This is a genomic window from Telluria sp. PB2R4, from assembly GCF_059685695.1.
The window spans coordinates 87,468-108,664 of the sequence record NZ_JCASIC010000016.1; the positions used below are offsets into that span (position 1 = coordinate 87,468).

At 55.7% G+C, this 21,197-nt stretch carries 23 protein-coding genes and 1 pseudogene; 11 read left to right on the forward strand and 13 right to left on the reverse strand.

Going from position 1 to position 21,197, the window contains the following annotated elements:
* Nucleotides 1–3: 3 nt before the first annotated feature.
* On the forward strand, nt 4–1,164 hold the full coding sequence (locus AC56LU_RS21875) for an IS30 family transposase (protein WP_494379472.1): 1,161 nt from the start codon (nt 4–6) through the stop codon (nt 1,162–1,164).
* 317 nt (nt 1,165–1,481) lie between these two features.
* Nucleotides 1,482–1,891: pseudogene (locus tag AC56LU_RS21880) on the forward strand (transposase); the annotation flags it as partial.
* 18 nt (nt 1,892–1,909) lie between these two features.
* Here the strand turns inward: AC56LU_RS21880 and AC56LU_RS21885 are convergent.
* The 5 genes from AC56LU_RS21885 to AC56LU_RS21905 are packed head-to-tail and all read right to left on the reverse strand — an operon-like array spanning nt 1,910 to nt 5,504.
* Nucleotides 1,910–3,331: a YVTN family beta-propeller repeat protein gene (locus AC56LU_RS21885; protein ID WP_494379475.1), complete on the reverse strand. Its 1,422-nt coding sequence runs from the start codon at nt 3,329–3,331 to the stop codon at nt 1,910–1,912.
* Nucleotides 3,318–3,752 (reverse strand): DUF305 domain-containing protein, encoded by a 435-nt coding sequence (locus AC56LU_RS21890; RefSeq protein WP_454160720.1) that lies wholly within the window; start codon nt 3,750–3,752, stop codon nt 3,318–3,320. The genes AC56LU_RS21885 and AC56LU_RS21890 overlap by 14 nt, the downstream gene beginning before the upstream one ends.
* The gene (locus tag AC56LU_RS21895) at nt 3,749–4,549 is read right to left on the reverse strand and encodes an anti-sigma factor family protein (protein WP_494379474.1); all 801 of its coding nucleotides are present in this window, start codon (nt 4,547–4,549) and stop codon (nt 3,749–3,751) included. The genes AC56LU_RS21890 and AC56LU_RS21895 overlap by 4 nt, the downstream gene beginning before the upstream one ends.
* Nucleotides 4,546–5,055, reverse strand: coding sequence for an RNA polymerase sigma factor (locus AC56LU_RS21900; RefSeq protein WP_497177711.1), 510 nt, complete (start codon nt 5,053–5,055; stop codon nt 4,546–4,548). Before AC56LU_RS21900 ends, AC56LU_RS21895 begins: the two co-directional genes overlap by 4 nt.
* A 20-nt stretch (nt 5,056–5,075) precedes the next feature.
* On the reverse strand, nt 5,076–5,504 hold the full coding sequence (locus tag AC56LU_RS21905) for a nuclear transport factor 2 family protein (RefSeq protein ID WP_259213780.1): 429 nt from the start codon (nt 5,502–5,504) through the stop codon (nt 5,076–5,078).
* A 939-nt stretch (nt 5,505–6,443) separates the two neighbouring features.
* Here AC56LU_RS21905 and AC56LU_RS21910 point away from each other — a divergent pair.
* Together AC56LU_RS21910 and AC56LU_RS21915 are read left to right on the forward strand one after the other, a co-directional pair.
* Complete coding sequence (locus tag AC56LU_RS21910; RefSeq protein ID WP_494379472.1) at nt 6,444–7,604, forward strand: IS30 family transposase; 1,161 nt, start codon at nt 6,444–6,446, stop codon at nt 7,602–7,604.
* A 111-nt stretch (nt 7,605–7,715) separates the two neighbouring features.
* The gene (locus AC56LU_RS21915) at nt 7,716–7,901 is read left to right on the forward strand and encodes a hypothetical protein (protein WP_497177712.1); all 186 of its coding nucleotides are present in this window, start codon (nt 7,716–7,718) and stop codon (nt 7,899–7,901) included.
* Nucleotides 7,902–8,660: 759 nt separating this feature from the next.
* Here AC56LU_RS21915 and AC56LU_RS21920 read toward each other — a convergent pair.
* The 8 genes from AC56LU_RS21920 to AC56LU_RS21955 all read right to left on the reverse strand — a co-directional run bounded on the left by AC56LU_RS21920 (nt 8,661) and on the right by AC56LU_RS21955 (nt 15,253).
* The gene (locus AC56LU_RS21920; protein ID WP_497177713.1) at nt 8,661–9,344 is read right to left on the reverse strand and encodes an HNH endonuclease; all 684 of its coding nucleotides are present in this window, start codon (nt 9,342–9,344) and stop codon (nt 8,661–8,663) included.
* 13 nt (nt 9,345–9,357) lie between these two features.
* Complete coding sequence (locus AC56LU_RS21925) at nt 9,358–9,630, reverse strand: DUF3717 domain-containing protein (protein WP_497177714.1); 273 nt, start codon at nt 9,628–9,630, stop codon at nt 9,358–9,360.
* 715 nt (nt 9,631–10,345) lie between these two features.
* Entirely contained in the window at nt 10,346–10,711 is a 366-nt protein-coding gene (locus tag AC56LU_RS21930) for a hypothetical protein (protein WP_497177715.1), read from the reverse strand.
* Nucleotides 10,712–10,840: 129 nt separating this feature from the next.
* Complete coding sequence (locus AC56LU_RS21935; protein ID WP_497177716.1) at nt 10,841–11,974, reverse strand: relaxase/mobilization nuclease domain-containing protein; 1,134 nt, start codon at nt 11,972–11,974, stop codon at nt 10,841–10,843.
* Nucleotides 11,961–12,530, reverse strand: coding sequence for a plasmid mobilization relaxosome protein MobC (gene mobC, locus AC56LU_RS21940; RefSeq protein ID WP_497177717.1), 570 nt, complete (start codon nt 12,528–12,530; stop codon nt 11,961–11,963). The genes AC56LU_RS21935 and mobC overlap by 14 nt, the downstream gene beginning before the upstream one ends.
* 485 nt (nt 12,531–13,015) lie before the next feature.
* Nucleotides 13,016–14,140, reverse strand: a complete 1,125-nt coding sequence (locus AC56LU_RS21945; protein WP_497177718.1) for a ParB/RepB/Spo0J family partition protein — start codon at nt 14,138–14,140, stop codon at nt 13,016–13,018.
* On the reverse strand, nt 14,140–14,946 hold the full coding sequence (locus tag AC56LU_RS21950) for a ParA family protein (protein ID WP_497177719.1): 807 nt from the start codon (nt 14,944–14,946) through the stop codon (nt 14,140–14,142). Before AC56LU_RS21950 ends, AC56LU_RS21945 begins: the two co-directional genes overlap by 1 nt.
* The gene (locus AC56LU_RS21955; RefSeq protein WP_497177720.1) at nt 14,933–15,253 is read right to left on the reverse strand and encodes a TrfB-related DNA-binding protein; all 321 of its coding nucleotides are present in this window, start codon (nt 15,251–15,253) and stop codon (nt 14,933–14,935) included. The genes AC56LU_RS21950 and AC56LU_RS21955 overlap by 14 nt, the downstream gene beginning before the upstream one ends.
* 216 nt (nt 15,254–15,469) lie before the next feature.
* On the opposite strand from AC56LU_RS21955, the gene AC56LU_RS21960 reads away from it, so the two are divergent.
* From AC56LU_RS21960 to AC56LU_RS21990, 7 genes are read left to right on the forward strand one after another with little or no spacing between them, the layout of a single operon-like run.
* The gene (locus AC56LU_RS21960) at nt 15,470–15,901 is read left to right on the forward strand and encodes a hypothetical protein (RefSeq protein WP_497177721.1); all 432 of its coding nucleotides are present in this window, start codon (nt 15,470–15,472) and stop codon (nt 15,899–15,901) included.
* Nucleotides 15,902–15,913: 12 nt separating this feature from the next.
* Nucleotides 15,914–16,201 carry a TrbC/VirB2 family protein gene (locus tag AC56LU_RS21965; RefSeq protein ID WP_497177722.1) on the forward strand — a complete coding sequence of 96 codons (288 nt, stop codon included), beginning with the start codon at nt 15,914–15,916 and terminating at the stop codon, nt 16,199–16,201.
* Nucleotide 16,202: 1 nt separating this feature from the next.
* The gene (locus tag AC56LU_RS21970) at nt 16,203–16,571 is read left to right on the forward strand and encodes a VirB3 family type IV secretion system protein (protein WP_497177723.1); all 369 of its coding nucleotides are present in this window, start codon (nt 16,203–16,205) and stop codon (nt 16,569–16,571) included.
* A gap of 1 nt (nt 16,572) precedes the next feature.
* Entirely contained in the window at nt 16,573–19,032 is a 2,460-nt protein-coding gene (locus AC56LU_RS21975; protein WP_497177724.1) for a VirB4 family type IV secretion/conjugal transfer ATPase, read from the forward strand.
* On the forward strand, nt 19,029–19,700 hold the full coding sequence (locus AC56LU_RS21980) for a type IV secretion system protein (protein WP_497177725.1): 672 nt from the start codon (nt 19,029–19,031) through the stop codon (nt 19,698–19,700). The genes AC56LU_RS21975 and AC56LU_RS21980 overlap by 4 nt, the downstream gene beginning before the upstream one ends.
* 33 nt (nt 19,701–19,733) lie before the next feature.
* Entirely contained in the window at nt 19,734–19,994 is a 261-nt protein-coding gene (locus AC56LU_RS21985) for an EexN family lipoprotein (protein WP_497177726.1), read from the forward strand.
* A gap of 11 nt (nt 19,995–20,005) precedes the next feature.
* Entirely contained in the window at nt 20,006–21,100 is a 1,095-nt protein-coding gene (locus AC56LU_RS21990; RefSeq protein WP_497177727.1) for a TrbL/VirB6 family protein, read from the forward strand.
* Nucleotides 21,101–21,197 lie beyond the last annotated feature (97 nt).

Here is a 21,197-nt window from a genome sequence, read left to right on the forward strand (position 1 = left end):
CAGATGAAGCAAAAACCGAGGATTTATTATACGGAAGCCCAGAAGGCGCTCATGTGGGAGCGCTGGAAGAAGGGTGAATCACTTCAGCAAATTGCCCAGCTGTTCGATCGAAACCACTCGTCGATACAGCGAATTCTTGCCGAGTCTGGCGGCATCCGGCCTGCACAAAGGCAGCGCTCAAGATTGGCTTTGACCTTGGCTGAGCGGGAAGAAATATCGCGCTCGCTAGCCACTGGTCAACCCATCCGTCGGATTGCTCAATCACTTGGACGAGCACCTTCTACTATCAGCCGCGAGATCAGTCGCAATGGTGGCAAGACGAGCTATCGAGCTGGTTGTGCCGACGCCGCTGCCTGGAAGCGAGCCCATCGTCCCAAGTGCTGCAAGTTGGTGGACAATCCCGTGTTGGCGCGCGTTGTGGCTAGTAAACTCCAACTACAGTGGTCGCCAGAGCAAATTGCCGGGTGGCTCAAGCATACGTTTCCAGGCAACGAGGATTACCAGGTGTCGCATGAAACGATTTATCGCAGCCTCTTCATTCAAGCCCGTGGTGCGCTGAAGAAGGAGCTGCTGGAGCATCTTCGGCGAACCCGGGTCATGCGCCGATCGCGTCATCATACGCAAAAGAAAGATAACCACGGCAGGATCAGGGATACGGTATCGATCAGCGAACGCCCTGCCATGGTGGAGGACCGAGCTGTACCGGGCCATTGGGAAGGAGACCTGATGTTTGGAGACCGAAACAGCCAGATCGCCACCCTCGTCGAGCGCCATACTCGTTACGTGATGCTGGTAAAAGTCGCGAGCAAAGATACCGAAACAGTAATCAACGCATTGATTGATAACGCTCGTCAGCTACCCCAAGAGCTCTATCAATCACTGACTTGGGATCGTGGCAAGGAGATGGCCGACCACAAACGCTTTACGATGGCAACCGACATCGATGTCTACTTTTGCGATCCGCACAGCCCTTGGCAGCGTGGTAGCAATGAAAATACCAACGGACTGCTGCGCCAGTATTTCCCCAAAGGCATCGATATCTCCGAGTACTCGCAGGCCCAGCTTAACGAGGTAGCCCGCAAATTGAACGAACGGCCAAGGAAGACTTTAGAATACCAAACACCCGCTGAACGATTCAGCCAACTTGTTGCGTCGACCGGTTGAATCCAAGGCCATAAGCGGTCATTCGTCCGTTGGCATTTGGGAGCGTGCGTATCAAGCGGGAGGCATCGAGGCGCTGACCTTACGCCGGAGGGGAACACAAAATTCTATGGCAATCGTAGTGCCAAATGTAGATACTCCACCAAACAAATATCAGCGCAGCCGCGAAGAGTTGGTGGCCGAGGTAGATCAGCTGCGAATGGAGCTGGCATACCTAAAAAAGTTACAAGCCTTAGTTCAAGCCTAACCAAAGCAAGCGCTAAAGAAGAAGCGCAAGCAGTGCAAGAACTAAGGCAGTTGTTCCCTACGGCTGGTTTGCTGACCTGTACAACGGCGAGATCGTCGCTTTCGAAATAGGCAGACGTCCTGCTTTTGAACTAGTGGACTCAATGCTAAAAAAAGCGCTGAACAAGCTTGCACCTGATGAGAAACCACTGCTGCATTCGGATCAGCGATGGCATTACCGGATGCCAGCCCTTTAGCTCCAACTTCGAGAGCGCCAACTTGTCCAAAGCATGTCCCGCAAGGGGAACTGTCTTGACGACGCGGCCATGGAGAGCTTCTTCGCCGTGCTCAAGTCCGAGTTGTTTCACCTCGAGAAATTCGATAGCGTAGATGCGTTACGCGACGCCCCGTTAATTACATTCATTACTATAATCACGACCGAATCAAACTCAAACTAAAAGGTTTGAGTCCTGTTCAATACAGGACTCAGGCTCTGGCTGCTTAGAAACTTAAGCTTGCCGGCTTATTGCATGCTCATCAGCACCGCTTTGCCCGGATCTGCGGGCACATCGCCTTCCATGACTAGAATGCGGCTGGCCGTTCCCTGCTTGGCGGAAAGGTTTCCGACGACTTCGCGCATTGGTCCGATGGCCGTGCCATTGGCCATGCCTTTCGGATTTGTCCTAAAACTGGCTACCGGCGTCGCCTGGCCGCTGGCGTACACCTTGTACACAGTTTCCGGCTTGAGCTTGTGCAGCGTTACCTCTAGCGCATCGGTAACGCCCAAGTTGCGTGCCACGACCGATCCTGCCGCATCCCCGTTGGCCGGCTTGAGCGCGATGTTGAGTGGCTCGCTATTCGCGCGCGGACTGAGGTTGGCCTTGCCCCCCCCGTCGGGTGCTGCCTTCGAAACATAGACCAGTGCCTGTGGCGCTTGTCCAACCGGCACGCGCGCGATGACCTTGTTACTAGCGCTGTCGATGACCTCGACGGCGTCGCCATTCTCGAGGCCGACGTAGAGACGGCTACTATCATCTGAGCTCCAGATTCCGTGAGGCAGAGCGCCAGTGGGGATGCTCGCCACCAGTGCCGGCGCGTTGCCGGTAGTGAAGACCTTAACGACGTTTTCGCCGCCCACCGTTACATAGGCATGCGTGCCGCTGTCGGTCTTGACGAAGGCCAGGTGATTGGTGATGAAGCCGGTGTCGATCACGCCTTTGACAGCAAGCGTAGCGGTGTCAATGCGGGTGACCTTGCCGACGTCCTTATGGGTCATCCAGACTTCTTTGTTGTCCGGAGTGAACTGCAGGAAGGGTGAGAACGGGCTCGTCACCGGAATGCGCTTGACGACCTTGTGCGACTTGACGTCGATGACGTCGACGGTCGGGTTGAAGCTCGACACTACGAACGCGAGCTTACCGTTCGGATGGAACAGCACCATCCCGGGTCCGCCAGTTGTTTGGATACGGCGCTTTTCCTTGAACGTGGCTGGGTCGATCACCGAGATGTAGTCTTCGCCGCGCACCACGACCCAGACCTCACGCCCGTCGGCCGTGAAGAAGCCCTCGTGCGGCGAGCGGCCGATGTAGGTCACGCCCTTGACCTTGTTGGTCGCGGTATCGATGAAGGTGACTGAATTGGAGCCATTGGACACGACGAGCAGTGTCTTGTGGTCAGGCGAGAAGCCCAGCCCGTGCACGTTGATCTCGCCCTTATACAGTGGCGAGAGCACGTCGGGGCGCTGGTTGCCCAAGCGGATCTGGCCCAGCAGGGTATTCGTGGACGGGTCTATGACCGAGACAGTATTGCTGTTCTGGTCCGCGGTGTAGACACGATCCTGGGGGCCGGGAAGCGCGTAGGCGGGCGTTGCCAGCGCGACGAGAGAAGCGAGGGCAATAGCAATTGAGGCGCTTGTGCTCGCTCGGCGGATTTCATTGGTGTACATGTGAGTCCTTTTCGGTGGAGGTCTTTTGCGGCTTGCTACGGGAGGCCTGGTAGCGTTGTAGCCAGGCCTGCATGATCTTGATTTCGTTTTGCTGTTCGACAATAATTCCTTGGGCCAGGTTACGAAGTCCTGGATCTTTGCTATGCACCAGGATGGCTTTGGCCATGTCGATGGCGCCTTGGTGATGCGGAATCATCATCGTGACGAAGTCGTGCTCTGGAACCCCATTGGTATTCGCGCGCCGCATGCCCTGGTCCATAATCGCCATGGCGTCGCCCGCCAGCGCCGCGTAGGGCCTGTCGCTACTGGCGACGAAGTAAGGTGGTGCGCTCCCACCATGATTGTGAAGTGGCGCTGGCTGGCCCTGAGCCGCCGCCGCAGTGCTCCAGAGTACTGCGGTAAACAGTTGCGAGAATTTCATACGGGTGTCTCCAGTTGTTCGTAGACGGCGCTTGCCACCCGCGCTAGTTCTCCCTTGTCGATGCCGGCAGAGAGCGCATAGCCAAATTTGCCGTCGATCCAGTAGAAGACGTTGACGGGACCTTCTGCAGCAAAACGGAAGCCCGTATCGCGGTTGTGCGCCTGCTCGTTAGAAACATACAGCGTGAGGCGCTGGCCAGTGCGGTCATGGTACATAAACTGGGCCACCGGGCCGCTGGTACCAGGCAGCAGGCGTCCGCCGATGAGCTCGTAGCCCAGCTTGCCGAGACGCGGTGGATGAATCTTGCTGCCAAGCCGTTTCGATAGCCATGCGACCAACTGATCTTCCTGTTCTGCGCCGATTTCAACCGGGCGACGCACGTCGGGGCTGTACACCACATGAGCAACAGCGGCCTGATGCGCCAATCCCCTGGCTGGCTGGCTGAAGGCGGGACGGGTGTAATCGGACGCGAGCCGCGGGTCGTGGTCGGCTGCGCCGCGCAGTCCCCAGCCCGCGCCGCCGCCGAGCACGGCGATAGCCAGCCCCGCGGCCAGGTTTTGCCACCGCCACTGCCACCCAAGGCGCACTGGCGCACTAACGCGCGACGGCACGATTTCCTCGAGCACTGGATCGAACAGGGCGTGCAGGGCTGCGTTCTGGGCCGCGTAGACTTGCAGCCGATCTGCTTCATCCGGGTGCGCTGCAAGATAGGCTTCGACTTCGGCCATGCGGGCAGAAGGGAGGCGGCCATCGACATAGGAGTGCAGGTCGGCTTCAGTAATGGGGAAGATACTCATTTGACGACTTTCAGGCCAACGACGGGGGCGCGGCCTTCCATCAATACACGCAGTTTCTCGCGGGCGCGCGACAGCCGCGACATAACGGTCCCGACCGGGAGGCCCAAGGTCAGCGCCACGTCCTCATAGCGCATTTCTTCGAGTCCAACCAGCAGCAGAATCTCCCTATGCTCCTCCGGCAGCAGGCGCAACGCGGCGCCCAGGTCGCGCAGCTCGAGGCCGGCAGAGGCGCGTTCCGGCCCAGCGGTCTGGGGTGTCTCGTCGTCCAACGGCTCGGTTGGCACTTTGCGCCGCCGCCCCTGATCGATACGCACGTTATGCATGATCGAGAACAGCCAGGCCCGCATGTCGCTGCCCGGCTGCCACGCAGCGAGCTGGGCCCAGCCACGTTCCACCGTGTCCTGCACCAGGTCGTCGGCGTCGGCGCGATCCCCGGCCAAGGCGCGGGCATAGCGCCGCAGCCTCGGGATACAGGCTAGGAGCTGCTCGCCGGCGTCAGGTGGCAAGGTTCGCATCGTTTCGTGGATCAGTTGGCGGCCGGTTTGGGATCGACCTGCCAGGTTTCGTTCACAAGCTTGCCGTCGCGGTAGGTCAGCACGTAGCGTACCTTGACCTGGATTTTCCCGTCGAAGCGTACGGTGGCAACCACTGTGGCGCCCTTCGGGTTGGCCGTTTCGTCGATGCCCATGACGGTCACGCGGGCCGGCCCGGCCGCAGCGCCGAACTTGTCCCAAACCGCGCCGATGGCTACGGGGCCGGTATAGGTGCCGTCCAGCGGGCCGCCTACCCAGGTCAAGCGCGCGTCGTCGGCGTAGTCGCGCACGATGGCGGCACGCTCGCTGGCGCCGACTGCCGCAATATGTGCCTGGGCGGCGTCGAGGGCCGGTCCTGCGAAGGCCGGATGTGTGACACCAGCAGTGATGGCAAGTAGAAGGGCAAGAGGTGCAGTTTTCATGGTGGGCTCCCTGGGTGGATGTGATAGAACGAGCTGTTCCTACTTGGGTGAACGGATCTGCAGCTGCTTTATTCCATTTCAGCGCATTTATTTTTTCGTCTGCCCGCTAGAGCAGCAGCCTGCCGTGATTTCACGTGCACGAATTACGTTTTCGAACGTCGCGGTGGCACGACTACGGTAGCGCTCCGGATGGCGCAGCATAGAAAACGTGCGCGCCGCGAGGTCACGCTGGACGCGCCAACAGTCGGGCATGCAGGTCCGCAGCGGCCAACAGTTCCGACATTACGGTGGTGAGCAGGCCAGACATCACAGCGCTGTGTATGGCAGCGTTCAACGCGAGTTCAACGACGATCTGTGGCACTAAAGGGGATACGGGGTGCGTACACGGCGGCTTTCGAAAGTCCAGCGGATGTCGGCGCCGGCTTAAACTAGAAATACCTGTGAGTGTGCTGGTACGAATGCTGTACGCCGGCGTTACATACAGAGCTCGAATACGTACAACAGACCGACCGTCGGGTCAGCCCGATGCTAGCGTGTCCGATGGAGCTACTAACTCTGGTAGGACCGGCTGTCCACCCATTGCGGATCAATGCCTCGCCTTGGGAAGTCGTTCAACAACCTCGCGCAAGGCGATGCAACGATTCGAATAGCTTTGATCTATGTCGAATGTGGATTAATACTCTTCAGGCGACGGGCAAGACGTTATTTTTGTTTCCATCTCAACTGCGTTTAGAGTCCGCGCAATGAGGTCAGTTCATTTTTTCGATACGCTTTTAGTACGAGGGAAGACCTCCGTCGGCGGCTCATGCTTCCGGTAGAGGTGCAGAACTAGCTGAAGCTTTGTTGTCTCGACATCGTGCATAAGGTCTGCTTTGGGTCTTGGATTCAACCGGTCGACGCAACACACTAAACTCTGCGTAAGCAGAAGGAGTGTTGCAGATGAAGCAAAAACCGAGGATTTATTATACGGAAGCCCAGAAGGCGCTCATGTGGGAGCGCTGGAAGAAGGGTGAATCACTTCAGCAAATTGCCCAGCTGTTCGATCGAAACCACTCGTCGATACAGCGAATTCTTGCCGAGTCTGGCGGCATCCGGCCTGCACAAAGGCAGCGCTCAAGATTGGCTTTGACCTTGGCTGAGCGGGAAGAAATATCGCGCTCGCTAGCCACTGGTCAACCCATCCGTCGGATTGCTCAATCACTTGGACGAGCACCTTCTACTATCAGCCGCGAGATCAGTCGCAATGGTGGCAAGACGAGCTATCGAGCTGGTTGTGCCGACGCCGCTGCCTGGAAGCGAGCCCATCGTCCCAAGTGCTGCAAGTTGGTGGACAATCCCGTGTTGGCGCGCGTTGTGGCTAGTAAACTCCAACTACAGTGGTCGCCAGAGCAAATTGCCGGGTGGCTCAAGCATACGTTTCCAGGCAACGAGGATTACCAGGTGTCGCATGAAACGATTTATCGCAGCCTCTTCATTCAAGCCCGTGGTGCGCTGAAGAAGGAGCTGCTGGAGCATCTTCGGCGAACCCGGGTCATGCGCCGATCGCGTCATCATACGCAAAAGAAAGATAACCACGGCAGGATCAGGGATACGGTATCGATCAGCGAACGCCCTGCCATGGTGGAGGACCGAGCTGTACCGGGCCATTGGGAAGGAGACCTGATGTTTGGAGACCGAAACAGCCAGATCGCCACCCTCGTCGAGCGCCATACTCGTTACGTGATGCTGGTAAAAGTCGCGAGCAAAGATACCGAAACAGTAATCAACGCATTGATTGATAACGCTCGTCAGCTACCCCAAGAGCTCTATCAATCACTGACTTGGGATCGTGGCAAGGAGATGGCCGACCACAAACGCTTTACGATGGCAACCGACATCGATGTCTACTTTTGCGATCCGCACAGCCCTTGGCAGCGTGGTAGCAATGAAAATACCAACGGACTGCTGCGCCAGTATTTCCCCAAAGGCATCGATATCTCCGAGTACTCGCAGGCCCAGCTTAACGAGGTAGCCCGCAAATTGAACGAACGGCCAAGGAAGACTTTAGAATACCAAACACCCGCTGAACGATTCAGCCAACTTGTTGCGTCGACCGGTTGAATCCAAGCCCTTTACCGGGCAGCTACTATCGCCGATGATCGCCGCGCTGGCCATGAGCCTGAGTTCGGTTTCTGTGATCGGTAATGCGCTACGCTTAAGGGGAAGCATTGCATGAACTTCGTTGTCACGGGCGAAATGCTCGATCTGATGGTACTTGTTGGTGCTATCTTCGGCATCGCCGCGGCCGGGTTCATAGCTTACGGCGAGGTTCAACGATATCGCGGTCGCAAAAGTCGGACGAAAGAAGGCAATATGCGCGGCAGAAGGAAGCGTGGCAAGGCTGGCAAAAGCAGGTAGGCCGCGCTTTCACTCATCCCAACCAAGCGGTCGCTGCGCCTGGCTGTCTCCAAAACCAGTACAACTATTGCCACAGTTCGTGAGGAACCCTTTCATCGTCGATCCTCTGCTGCGCTGAATTCTACGGTGGCCACCGCATTTGCCATCGGACCAGTCGATTGCGGGCGGCCGGGGCGCTGCCATGCACTTTCGACGGCGTGCTTCAAGGTGGCGCCGATTGTAGCCGACGCGGTGTAGGGCTTAGCATTGCTCAAGCGAGAAACGGTGGCAGTGATTCAAGTTGTCTCGATTGGAGCCCTGAGTGAGTCAAGGTACGCTGCTACGTCACGTATATCAGCGTGTAGCGGATCACCTGACATACGGATTGGAAAGGTATTCGCAGACCGTTGATTATAAGCAGTCTTCATTGACATCCCGATTGCTTCGCAAACTTCTCGAAGACTGATCCGCGGCTTATTGTAGATCGCCAACAGCATGAATTCCGTTTGCATGTTAAATCACCAGTCGTGGTCAACAGGCCTCTCCTTACAGAAAGGATTTTTGCACCGTTAGCGCATGCACTGTTTATAAAGTTATCTTATTGATCACTTTGTTTGGTGCGCTGTCTCAACCAGCCATTTGTTTACGCTCATAGAATACAGTTTGACTGGCGCTGCTGCGCGTACGGGCCATCAACATTGCATGTCGAGGAATCAAATCTCGCGGTCGTGGTGCCGGTGTTGCTGTCACTGACCGTTTGACCGTTGTCCGCATAGGCACTTAACTTGTTGGGCGGTTGAGATGCATAATCAGGCCGAGGTAGTGTTTTGAATGATGTTTGGCCTTATTACAGTCGCTGCAAATCGTCTGCCCATTGTCGTAGGTAGTCTTGCCGTCATCTTCCCACGCCACAATATGATCACACTCTAGATGCAGCCCTGCTGCCTTCAGCACGTCCCGACTTCGCAGGCACACTTGGCATGTATAATTGTCTCTCTCAAAGATGATAGCTCTTAAGAAGGACGGGAACGTTCGCGATGCAAAAATACGATTCCGAATTAGTCTTATCCTAGCGAGTAAATCGATAGCGTCGCGATCCCGGAGTTCGCGTTCAGTATTCCATTCCGCTAACTTCTTCTGAAAATATTTCGGGATTTCGACGTCGCGAAAAGACGCATGCTCTTCAGCATTGCTTTCATCAATGCCTATGTATAGCTTTGCTTTTTCACGTGTCAAGCTGTCAGTTGATTGTAGTGTCTTGCGCCTGAAATGCCTGAGATACCATTTTGCAATGTCATTGGCTAGTTTCTGATCGGTAGCTCCACTCCTTTTAGCTTTGGCAAGTGCCGATGCCATTTTTTGATTAGCATGGCGACCTGCAATAAAGCCAGCCAACAGAAGATCGGTTTTCGATTTATCCAGCGTTTCGTTCTTAAGCTTCCGAAAGACGCTTGGTAACCCCACGATGTTCTCCTCCTTACTGGCAAACGTCGCAAGTTGCCGTATTTGGATCGTACGAAGAGTCGTTTTTGCGTTCGGTGGCCGCTTCCAAGAGGGTGACAGCCATGGGCCTGACGTTGTCGGGAAGCTGGTCAAGATCGATGGACCGCGAACGCATGTAAATCATATTCCCGTAAATTTCGGCTAATAGTCGCAGTTCTTTTGACAGAACGCCGTTTACCGGGGGGAGCAGGTGACGAAGGCTGTTAATGGTCGCTTCCAACCTCTCAATTGAAATAAGCTGGGCCACAATCTCTCCAATGATCGATACGCTATCTCGCTATCCAAGTACTGCCAAGCTTGGTTTCGTGCTTGCCGGATCCAACTCCATCGTAGGTCTACTAGACCTAAGGGCTTTAGCACTGCTCAACGACTTATCAACTTGTATCCTCCGCTTCCGCAATCGGACCAAGCCCGCTTCGAGCAGCAGCAGTCGCCAGGTGGAATAGTCGATCTGAGCATACGTTTTTGAGCTTAATGGTGCCATCCAGCGTCGTACGGCACGACTATTCTTGACTCCGACAAGGCCTGCCACTTGGTCGCCTGTAAGGCCGAGAATTTGTATGACTACTCGCACTTCTTCGGGAGCAGGTGAGCGGTATGCCGGATCGGTATAGAGGCGAAGGGTTTCCGGTGCAAGATGAAATCGCGTGGGTGTACTCATCGATTCTCGCTTTCAAATGCGAAAGAATATGACATTGTTGAACGGAGATAACGCTAGTATCAGAAACGTTGAAAGTATCAGGATGCCGAGCTTGCCAACTGCGGCATGCAATGCGTCCCAAGGAGCAAACAATGACGGGCAACTCTTTGGATGCGAAACTTGTGATGACGCGGCCTTCGCCCGGTGTGTATCTGTCAAAGTGTTGTCCACCAGGACTTCTTATTTAGTCGCGTTCATCACAACTCGCTGGTGTGTAGACATAGGCCGGCACGCGCAGGACCGGCCATTAGGCAACGTTCTTTCACCCTGAAAGCGCTGTCGTTAGCGGCAGAAATACCGGGATGGAGATGGGGGCTGGTCCACTTTTGTCAGCCGCATCGATGTCCACGCCCCGTAACGATACTGACGTGTTTCTCTGCGCGTGCAGATACGGCTCGTTCACAAGGATCCGCCTTGCGACCATCGTGAGACATGTCGCATTGTGGCCCTGAGCGCCCTGAACTGTATTCCCGCAGTTCAGACAGTAGGCGTGGTCTCCGATCACTTCGGTAAACCCTTCCGCAACTCTTTCCACACAAGCGCGCCATCCTTCCGGAGCCAATTCGAGAATCTTGATCGGTACGATCGCAGGATTCGGTTGAACTGGTGTCAACGCGAACATGTCCATGAAGTCCTCCTGTCAGTATGCCCTGCTGATATTGCTGGGCTCTTGCATATAGTAGGTCGTTTCGACCTAGCTACCATTGAGGTCAGTCAGGTCATTTAGACCTATTCCTATTTCTATTCCAATCCATCTCTATCGGGACTTCGCGACTTCCCTTCGTACGTCTTCCTGCTTATCTTGAGCATGATCTTGCAGGCGCTTTTGGACTTGTTCAATCAGGGCACGCTGAATCTGGCGTCGTTCAGATTCCACCGGAGGCATGTTCCGTATGAACCCGTCGACCTGGTTAGCCAGTTCGATGTCTCCTTCCTGACGTAACCTGGCTGCGTTTTGTTTCAGTTCACGCAGAACATCGCGCCGCCGGGCGGCCATGGCGATTTCCCATGGCTTTGGTTCGATTCGGCCCGCTTGCAGCTCTAGCGAAGCCTCAAGAAAGCGCGCCGTTTTGGCTTTCGGTGGCTCGGGGTTGCTTCCATTACGTAGCCCTTTTTCATATCGTTGCTGAATATGCCACTCGGCGCCGCCTATAGATTTAAAGGATCGGCCGCGTTCAGCGCGTGATGTCGCGTTGGCCTCAATCCCGCGGGCTCTCAGCTGGCTGGCGAAGCCCTCCCGCCAATTTCGCAGATCTGTCTTTCGAATATGAATACGCCGGCCGTCTTCATCCTCAGCCCGAAGTATCAGATGCACATGTGGATGTTCCGGTGGGGCGTCAGCCGGATCGGTTTCGTGGGTATGTATTGTCATCACATACTGATGGCCTTGGAAGCGTTCGCGTGCGAAGGCCTGGACGGCATCCAGCATCTTGTCTGGGTCAGTCTTGGCCGGCATTGAAAAGATGATGTTGAACGATGGATGGAGGGGCGCATCTTTGGCACTACGCATGCGCTGCATATCCAAGTCCCAGGATACGTGCGTGTCCTTGATTGCTTCGCGGCCATTCAACTGATCGCCCCGTTCGTTGACTGTGGGTAGCCGGCCGTTGCGAGAGATGTACATCATGTAGCGCAGGACGCTTTTAATCGCTGCGTGGTCATCGTCCTTGCCACGGCGACTGCCCTTAACGTTGATGACGACTTCAGGTGCCCGTCTGACTGTTAAGCGTAACTGCTCTTTGATAGTCGACCAGTCACGATTTTCACGCCACGTAATGCGACCAGTTTCTTTGCTACCATAGGGACCGTCTTTCTGCGGCCGGTACACCAGACGCTTGATCCCGGAGCGGCGCCCCGGGCGGTTCGGATCCAGGATCTCATGCTTCGACATCGCTCACCCCCCAGCCGCGCACGTTCGCCTTCATCAAAGCGCGAACTGCATTGGTCTCCAACTCGACAAGCATTTTGATTAGTTCGAAATCGATGGATGCCACCAGATGCGCGTGTTCAACCGAGGTGTTGAGCTTCCTGGCTATCTGATTAAGGTTGCGTCCCATATCTGCAAGCTGCCGCGCGACCTGTCGGACGGCATTAACCTCGAGATCACACAACACCGGGCGTCTGTCCACGTGAGCGCGTAAAAGATTGCCAAGATAGGTCCCTCGGCGCCAAAATCGCTCGGCGGCCATGCGGTTAAGTTCAGCGAAATAGTAGGGTTCCAAGCGAACAGAGACTTGTTCGCTTTTTGCTTCGTGACTATCGATGAAGGGAGCCGATAACGAAAGAAGGGTTTGTTGGTCGGCTTGCTTGCCCAGCTGCTTTTCTTCATTAACGAAGTCTGTGATCAGTTTCGCTGCGAGAGATGAGCATGTGTTGTCTCTCGCGTTAGCTATCGAGTCGAACGCGACTTTTACATCAGTGGTAACTCTCGCACCTATCACTGGCATGACGCTTCTCCCAAGCAAAATGGCGGTTGCGGTTCTACTTCGGCTCCGTAAGATGCTTCAGTCGATATTTAACGGTTTTGCCTTGCCTGTGGTTTTGAGATTTGGCAGGATAGACTGTCGTCTTAAATTGTTAACCTCTTCGAGCTTAACAATTGGGTCCTCGTCCCTCCGGGACTGTGGGCGTACGTCTTAGGCATCGCTGACAATCACAACGTCGGCAGGCGCCACCGCGCGTAAGGCCGCTTCGTAGAACACAGAAACGGCGGTGGCGGTAACAGCGAGACCGGCGCCGGCCCACATAGGTATCGAAAGGTCTGGGCGAAGAATCAGGCAGAACAAGAAGACGACTATCCCAATGGTGACTGCGAAACTGGAGATGGGGAGCAGTATTCTGCCGAGTACGAGTAAGAAGATGTAGAGAACAAACCGAAGCGCTTTCCAAACACTTCGGCCCATGCGTCGGGCTATCTTCATGGCAGTATTGTTCACACCGAGCCTCCCTTATTCGATTCGTCGCTTTCCGCAACCGCGCCGCCGTTACTGCCGAACTCGAACACGAGATCGCCCAGCGGTACCTCCAGTGGCTGAACGTCTCCCTCAACAAGAATCTTGACCGTGCTGCCAGCCACGACTCTGCCCCTTCTACCTCGATACCTAACCACGATGTCTGCAGGAGTGGCCGAAGGCTGAACTAGATCGAGCGTCGTCGACGATTTGGGAGCAGCACCAGGGCTTTTGGTCTGACGAGGCGGTTTTAAGACCGAGGCCGGAATTTTTTGGGTCTGCGCTGCGGGAATTACGTCATGACGTAATAAGCTCTTGGCGTCCTCTAGTGTGGGCCCTGGGTCGTCCTGGTCAGCCGTGTCGGGTTCGCCCTGGGTTTGCGTCATGGAACGAGGCTGTAGAGAAGACACCTCTTTGCTTGAAGAGGAACCCCCGACTACGTCATGACGTAGTCCATCCAACAGCTCTTTGATGGCATCACGCGTCACCCTCGCTCCGCTGTTGCACCATTCCTCGACCTGCTCAGGAAACTCGTCGTGTGCGCGGCGTAAGTCGTACAGGGTCCGCGGAGATCTGACGGCATTTGCATAGGCTTGATGGACGCAGCTGGGAGCGTCCACAAGCGCCAGATGCTCGGTCACAAAGTTCTGGCTGCCCTTCCCGAGCCCCTCCGCAATCTGCGATTTAGAGTCCCCTTCATCCAGCTTGCGCTTGATGAACGCTGCAATTGCCCAGATCGACAGGTCACAGCGATGTAAGTTCTCCACTACCTGATCGTAACTATCGAAATTTGGATCGACGAAGTAGGGAATTGTGGTGAGGCCTACTGCTTCTGCAGCGTCATAACGACAATGCCCATGGTTGATCACCCACATGTTGGGCATGGACGGGTGAGGACGTAGTGAGATTGGAGATTTCACTCCACGTTTTTTAACACTCGCATTTAGTTCAAGCTGCTTTTGTTGTTCCTCTGGTGATCGCAAATGTAGGGGAGGGCGGGGGTTGGCTGGGTCACGAATGATCCTTTCCAAAGACATTTCAGGTGGAGTGCCACTAGTATTGTGGTTGGCGAGGCCGACTTGATTCAGCTTTGTTAGAGCTCTCATCACATCTCCTTCGGCGCATCCATTAATCTCTTGAAATATGAGAAAACCGCATGAATCTCTTTGCCAGCTTCTCTTGCAGCTGTCTTGATGTGATGACCGTCATCGCTTTTTAAACGCCAGACCGGAACCCGAGCGCTGATAGCTTCGCGATAAGCTTGGCGGTCGGTGATGGGGTAGGGCACCATTAACTCGGCATGCGTCTTTAATAGATTATCCAATTGTCTAACTTGATAAGGCTGACGCGGATCGTATTCGTTGACGAGAAGCCCTAGGAAAACAAGATCCTCATTACGCACCCGCGGATCAGGGTGCGACCTTATTCCGCCAATCCGACCGATTGTTTCAATTGATTCTCGAATGCTATGTTCGTCAATTTTCGTTGGAACTGTCACAAAGTCGCTTGCGATTAAGAATGCGTTAGCAATACGGCTGTTTGCGCCTGCCGTGTCGAAGACAGCGTAGGCAAAGTATGAGGACAACTCTTCTAATCGAGCTCTCAAATTGTCTAGTAACTCCAAGTCATCGACAGAGGATTCTTCAATTTCACGTAACTGTTCTCTATGTGAAGGAATCAAAGATAATTTGTTCGTAATAGGAGGGATGACAAGCGGATCTCGACCAAACAGATGATGAGTGTACAGGCCTGGCAGCTGGAACTCAGCCATCGTGTCATTGGCATCTTCTTGTTCATCACCGTTAATTAGCACAGTCCCTTCACCGCAATCGGAAAGGAAAAACGCAAAGTTGCAGTTAGTGTTTGTTTTGCCAACGCCACCTTTTTGACTTGCAGCCTCAAATTTTTTCATTTTTGATCCTCGTATGCAGGATGTTGGCAAGTTGTTCGATAACGTCAGCGTATTCCTTCGGAAGCGTTACTTCTACAGTTCTCCATCCCTCTGGCCTTCGGCCATGCTGCAAATGGATTTTCCAAGCGCGTCCAACCATGGCGCTTACAGCTTCCTTGCTCGTTCCCAATTCAGTCGCAATATCTTTCTGCATTGCACCGTCGACCAATATGCGACGAAGCGCGTCAACGTTCTTCTTTTCAAAATTTCCTAGATGGAGCTTGATCGATCCGAATTCTGTTGCCGTTAATCTTTTTTTGTTTCTCATGATTCGGCTCCATCGCGCACCGTATTGCGCAGCTCGGCGCTAACTAACTTTAGTGTTAAGTCAACGGTCGAAATATGCGTTTACTCAAAGTCTAGAAGAAGCCGGAATGGTTAACTTCTAGGGGTTGTGTAAACAGTAATACTTGTTTCTCCTGCGAATTGCTCGTTCTGACCATTTATCTCGTGCTTTGGAATTTCTTCAAATAAAGGATGTGTTATGGCCAGATTCCTTATTGCCATTTTTTTACTAAATGCATATTCCACATGTGCGTTAGCGCAGACCTCGAAGCTGACGATTAGTAAAGAAGAGCAACAAGCACGCGACAGGGACCGACACCTGATTCTTCGCACGGAATTGACCGCTGAACATCAAGCGCTTGCGCATGCGCAGACCGCGTTTGCTGCAGCGGCAACTAGTGATCGAGCCGCCGAAGTACATCGTCGCCTCGAGAACATCAAGGCGCTCCAGCGAGAACTCGCCACCGTCGACCAGCGTGAGCCACCTAAGCCCGTGCATGTCGTTGCCAAAGCCAGGCAATCGGTTGCCACTACGCATGCTCGAGCATCTATCGGTGCAGCTGCATTTTGGAACCCCTACAACCGCGCTCCAGACTCCGAAGCACCGTCCAATTTTCCAACCACCCCTTAGGAGGGAATCATCATGCGTACTACCGTCAACCGCTCAGTTAGTTTGGTGCTGATCACTGCATTGTGCGTTCTGCAGGCAGCACCCGCGTTCGCCCAGTTCACGGGCGCCGGCACTCAGGCTACCAATTGGGTAGTTCAAATCCTGACCCCGATCATTCCGCTCGCTGTCGCGGTGGTTGGACTCCTTGCATGGACTGGACGTGTGAATTGGGGATGGTTCATCGGCGCCATCGTTGGCACCGGCCTGTTCTTCGGCCGCGACCAAGTCGTGACGATGTTCCGCGGCTGGATGGGGGCCTGATATGGACAACGAGGACGGCGTCAACGTCGATACCCTTGCGGTCGGACTTACCCGGCCCTCGACTGTCCTGGGCGTGCCTTATGGGGCCGCGATGCTCAACTTGCTGGTATCGGTCGAAGCGTTGGCTTTGACCGAAAACCTGCTTTGGATTCTGATGTGCATTCCCGTCCACGGCGTCTTCTATCTCATTACGTTGAAAGATCCGCGCACGTTCGAGCTCCTGGCGTTGTGGGCGAGAACAACCTTAGGAACACTCATCGCGTCGCGCTGGTACTGGTCTGCGGCCTCTTACAGTCCGCTCACATTCAGGGAACGTTTCGGTTTCTTTAAACGGTGGCGCATCAAGCGCCGCCTGACAAGGAGGAACTAGCGTGAATACTTCCGAGAGACGAGAAAGAGCCGCGCGGCGGGAAACGCCAGCGGCTAAGAACATACCTTACAAAGGACATCTGACGCGAAGCATCGTCGATACCACGGCTGGCGAGTGCCTTTGCGTGCTACGTCTGGCCGGGGCCGCTTTCGAGTGCGCCGATGATGATGTCATCAACAACCGGCACGACCGCTTGAATCGGATCGTAATGAGCCTTGCAGATCCGCGCGTCACGCTCTGGCAGCACATTGTGCGGCGGGAGGAAAACCAGTACCCCGAAGGAGACTTCCCCCCGGGTTACGCGCGAGAGCTGAACGAACGATTTATGGCCAAGGTCGGGGCTGAGCGCCTCATGGCAAACGAGCTGTATATCACTGTCGTTCTACGCCCATATGGAAGCCGGACGGAGAGCGTGCTGGCCGCCCTGTTTGCTATGCGCAGTCCGGAGGAGATCAGGAGAGCCAGACTGAAACAGGTTGCGGAGTTGGAGCGGATAGTAGCCGATTTGGTCGCCGCATTGGGCTATTACGAGGCCGAGTGCCTTGAACTCTATGAACGCAATGGCGTGCTGTTCTCCGGGCCCGCCGAATTCTTCAATTACCTTCTGACTGGCAAGTGGGAACGGGTGCCCTACGCTCCGATTCCGCTGAAGCATCTTATCGGGGGCATGCGTCCCGTTTTTGGTGACGAATCGGTGAAGGTTCTCAATCCTGCAGGAACCCATTTCGGCGCAATGTTGGGCATTGAGGGGTATCCGTCCGAGACAAACCCGTTGTTTCTCGATGACTTGCTGACACTCCCGTTCGAACTGGTCATTACACAGTCGTTTGAATTTCATGCCAAGGATGCAGCATTGCTCAAGATGCAGCTTAAGGGGCGACGCATGGAGAACGTCGGCGATGCTGCGCAGTCGCAGATTGATGAAATTCCCGACCTTGCCGATGATCTGGTGGCGCGTCGAACCGTCATCGGTGGACAGCATTACACAGTGATGGTAAAGGCCAATTCCCTGAGTGATTTGCAGGAGAACGTCGCTGATACCCGCAGCGCGTTGATTGAAGCCGGCATCAGGCCAGCACGGGAAGACTTGGTCGTGGAAGCAGCTTACTGGGCGCAGCTGCCCGCAAACTTTGGCATGCGACCGCGGCTCTCGCCGATCAATAGCCGGAACTTGTGCGGATTCATCCCCCTTCATAACTTCCCGACCGGGCGCCGAAGCGGAAACCACTGGGGGCCCGCGATAACCATGCTGGTAACAGCTGCCGGCACACCTCACTATTTCAGCCTGCATGCGTCGGACCCGAAGGCGAAAAACGGCGGCAACAAGAAGGACGTGGCCAACACCCTTGTAATGGGACCGACTGGATCCGGCAAGACCGCGACCGTCACCTTCACGCTGACGATGATGCAGAAATTCGGTATGACCTCGGTTCTGTTTTCGACCGATCGGGATACCGAAATCGCAGTACGTCGCATGCGTGGCAAGGTCTATTCGCTACGACTTGACGAACCGACCGGGCTCGCTCCGTTCGCACTTGACCCAGACGAGCCGGAAACCCGGCGACATCTACAGGTCCTTGTGCGCAAACTGATGAGCCGCCCAGTTGTCACCGAGGCTGGATTTGAAATCGATACAAAGCCACTGACCGTTCAAGAGGGGAAGGACGTCGACAAGGCAATCGATGCAGTGCTCCATATGCAGCCGCGTGAAGTAAGACGTCTTGGCCGCGTGCTGGACTTCCTTCCGAAAGGAGATATTTACGATCGGTTGGCGCGCTGGTGCTACTCGCGCGAAGCAGGACGAGCAGATGGGCCGATGGCATGGGTATTCGACAATCCAATGCCCACGATCGCTACCGAGCTAGGGACCGCACCCATAACGGCATTCGACACCACTGCGTACCTGGACGACCCAGAGCTGCGTACGCCAATCAACATGCACCTGCTACACCTGGCCTCGCGGCTTGTCGACGGGCGTCGTTTCGGCTTGTTTGTCGCCGAATTCTGGAAGCCACTGGGTGACTCGCATTACGCCGCCTATTTCAAGAAGGCGCTCAAGACCGTGCGGAAGTTAAATGGCTTCGTGGTCCTCGATACCCAGTCGCCCAGCGATGCGCTCCGGCTGGAGATCTCCCGCACGCTGATCGAGCAGTGTCCTACGTTGATCCTATTCCCTAATCCCCAGGCCGACCGCAGGGAGTATCGGGAATACCTCGGCCTGTCGGAGCGCGAATTCAAGCTGATCAAAACCGACCTGCCCGAGGGCTGCGGCATGTTCCTGCTCAAGCAGGGACGGCACTCGACTGTGGTCAGGCTCCCCCTGGATGGGATGGACGACGACATGGCCGTGCTGTCGGCGCGCACCACCAATCTTGCTTTGATGGACCGGCTCATTGCGCAGTACGGCGAAGATCCGGATGTCTGGGTTCCCCACTTCAACGAGGAAAGGAAGGCATCATGAAAATCCGCACTATCGTCGCAGCCCTTGTCCTGTCCGGAACATCGTTCCAAGCCAGTGCGCAGTGGATCGTAAATGACCCCATCAACACCCTACAGGCGATCAAGCAAGTGGCCGCGTGGGCCGAGCAGTATCAACAAATGCGTACCCAGATCGAGCACATGACGAACCAGTACAAGGCCTTCACTGGCAATCGGGGGATGGCAGGGGTGCTGCCGCCGATGTCCTCTGCCTTGCCGCCGGACTGGACCCAGTCGATGAGGAACCTGTCATCGCTGGCGCAGCAGATCCGCCAATCTCAGGCGGTATTGACTCCGCAGCAGGCCGCACAGATGTCCCAGCAGCTTCAGCAATTCCTCGCTCAGGCACAAGATCTGTCGGCCGCGAACCAGGCGATGGCGCAAACGGCATTTAACGACGCGGCCGCCCGGCAATCGCGCCTGCAGGTCCTGACTGCCACCCTGGCAAAGACCGAGGACCCGAAAGCCGCCTACGACCTGGCCAACCGGATCGCCATCGAGCACGCCGCATTGCTAAAGGACCAGAACCAGCTCGAAGCCGCCGCGAGCGCCGCCACAGCGCAAGACCGCGCGCAACGCCTGATGATCAGCCAGATGCGTGCGGCATCGGCCGGGACCGCAATTCCAAAGTTCCCTATGCCGGAGCTGTAACGGAACCGCTTCCATCCCTACCAGGAGAACGCCATGAAACGCCTTGTCCCAGTTTTTCTTCTGCTCATATTCGCCATGGCCGGCTGCAAGCGCGAGGTGTCCCTAGTGCCAGCAGATCGGATCTACACCGTCGAAGAGTATGTGGCGCAGCCCGAGTTGCGGCAGCGAGTCAGTGCGGTGTGCAGCAACGATCCTGGCCGCACCGCGCACGACCCGAACTGCATCAATGTGCAGCGCGCAGACCGCGTCGCTTCTGCCGGCAACGCTTCCGGCATGCCGCGAATCGTTCCCTAAGGAGCGCAATCATGGCTGCGCCGATCAGTCTCTACACAGACAGCCTCAACTACATTAATGCCGTTTGCGAAAGCTACGTCGGAGAGAACGTTGCCGCAGTCGCGCGTGTAATCGGTCCATTCGCATTCACCATGTTGACGCTGTACGTGGCCCTGTGGGGGTTCGCACAGTATCGCGGTCTGATCAAAGAGCCTGCCAACGAGTTCATCAACCGCGTCATTACCGTGTGTGTCGTGTTCGGGATCGGCTTCAATCTCGCGAATTACAACATCCTCATCACGAATACTTTCTTGCGCGGTCCAGATGAGTTCGTGACCGGGCTAGCAAGGTCGGGCGGACCGAACGGCGTGGTGAACGGTCTTGATGCGATGCTCGCACATGGTTTCGATCTCGGCGCGCGCTTCTGGGCGAAGGCAGGTGTGCTCGACGGCGATATGGGCATGTACTTTGTGGCGCTGTTTGTATGGTTTGTGACCATCGTTGTCACCGCTTACGCCTTCTTCCTGATGGCGCTATCGAAAGTCGCGCTGACCGTGATTATCGGACTTGGCTCCCTGTTCTTCCTTGGTCTGCTATTCCAGGCGACAGCGGGGTTCTTCAATTCCTGGATCCGCCAGTTGGCCAACTACTTCCTTATTCCGCTGCTGGTCGTGATGGTCAACCTGCTGATCATGAAGCTGTTCGCGAACGCTGGCAGCGGCGCCGCTAGCATGACGTCGACCACCGAGGTCGCGCAGGTATTCCCATTCATCGCGATGGGTCTCGTTTCGCTTCTGGCGCTTGCATCGGTACTCACGATGGCGGCTGGACTAGCGGGCGGGGTGTCCTTGTCCTCGTTCGGTATGGGACGACTTACCGCGGGGCTGCTCCGAAGCGGCGGTGTCAAGCTCGGCAAGAGCGGTGCAAGACTCGGTGCCCAGGCCAGTAAGCCGCTGGGCCGGACTGGCAAGAAGATCGCTCGCAGTGCGTGGAACTCGTATCAGGGCCGCAAGCGCAACACCATCCAGCCGGCGAAGACGAAGGCGCCGGCCTCGTCGCTTAACTATGAGCCGTCCCGTCCAGCCAAAAGCGAACCGGAGACGCTATACCTTACCTACGAACCGTGAGGAAGACCATGCGCAGACTAATGATTCTGTTGGCCATGGCCAGCACCCTAGCCGGATGTGTGAGCACCCTCCAGGTCTGTGACGGTAAAGACCGTCG

Coding starts and splice junctions, on each gene's coding strand:
- AC56LU_RS21875 (WP_494379472.1), top strand. CDS start 4: ATGAAGCAAAAACCGAGGATTTATTATACGGAAGCCCAGAAGGCGCTC.
- AC56LU_RS21885 (WP_494379475.1), bottom strand. CDS start 3,331: ATGTACACCAATGAAATCCGCCGAGCGAGCACAAGCGCCTCAATTGCT.
- AC56LU_RS21890 (WP_454160720.1), bottom strand. CDS start 3,752: ATGAAATTCTCGCAACTGTTTACCGCAGTACTCTGGAGCACTGCGGCG.
- AC56LU_RS21895 (WP_494379474.1), bottom strand. CDS start 4,549: ATGAGTATCTTCCCCATTACTGAAGCCGACCTGCACTCCTATGTCGAT.
- AC56LU_RS21905 (WP_259213780.1), bottom strand. CDS start 5,504: ATGAAAACTGCACCTCTTGCCCTTCTACTTGCCATCACTGCTGGTGTC.
- AC56LU_RS21910 (WP_494379472.1), top strand. CDS start 6,444: ATGAAGCAAAAACCGAGGATTTATTATACGGAAGCCCAGAAGGCGCTC.
- AC56LU_RS21915 (WP_497177712.1), top strand. CDS start 7,716: ATGAACTTCGTTGTCACGGGCGAAATGCTCGATCTGATGGTACTTGTT.
- AC56LU_RS21930 (WP_497177715.1), bottom strand. CDS start 10,711: ATGGACATGTTCGCGTTGACACCAGTTCAACCGAATCCTGCGATCGTA.
- AC56LU_RS21935 (WP_497177716.1), bottom strand. CDS start 11,974: ATGTCGAAGCATGAGATCCTGGATCCGAACCGCCCGGGGCGCCGCTCC.
- mobC (WP_497177717.1), bottom strand. CDS start 12,530: ATGCCAGTGATAGGTGCGAGAGTTACCACTGATGTAAAAGTCGCGTTC.
- AC56LU_RS21945 (WP_497177718.1), bottom strand. CDS start 14,140: ATGAGAGCTCTAACAAAGCTGAATCAAGTCGGCCTCGCCAACCACAAT.
- AC56LU_RS21950 (WP_497177719.1), bottom strand. CDS start 14,946: ATGAAAAAATTTGAGGCTGCAAGTCAAAAAGGTGGCGTTGGCAAAACA.
- AC56LU_RS21955 (WP_497177720.1), bottom strand. CDS start 15,253: ATGAGAAACAAAAAAAGATTAACGGCAACAGAATTCGGATCGATCAAG.
- AC56LU_RS21960 (WP_497177721.1), top strand. CDS start 15,470: ATGGCCAGATTCCTTATTGCCATTTTTTTACTAAATGCATATTCCACA.
- AC56LU_RS21965 (WP_497177722.1), top strand. CDS start 15,914: ATGCGTACTACCGTCAACCGCTCAGTTAGTTTGGTGCTGATCACTGCA.
- AC56LU_RS21970 (WP_497177723.1), top strand. CDS start 16,203: ATGGACAACGAGGACGGCGTCAACGTCGATACCCTTGCGGTCGGACTT.
- AC56LU_RS21980 (WP_497177725.1), top strand. CDS start 19,029: ATGAAAATCCGCACTATCGTCGCAGCCCTTGTCCTGTCCGGAACATCG.
- AC56LU_RS21985 (WP_497177726.1), top strand. CDS start 19,734: ATGAAACGCCTTGTCCCAGTTTTTCTTCTGCTCATATTCGCCATGGCC.
- AC56LU_RS21990 (WP_497177727.1), top strand. CDS start 20,006: ATGGCTGCGCCGATCAGTCTCTACACAGACAGCCTCAACTACATTAAT.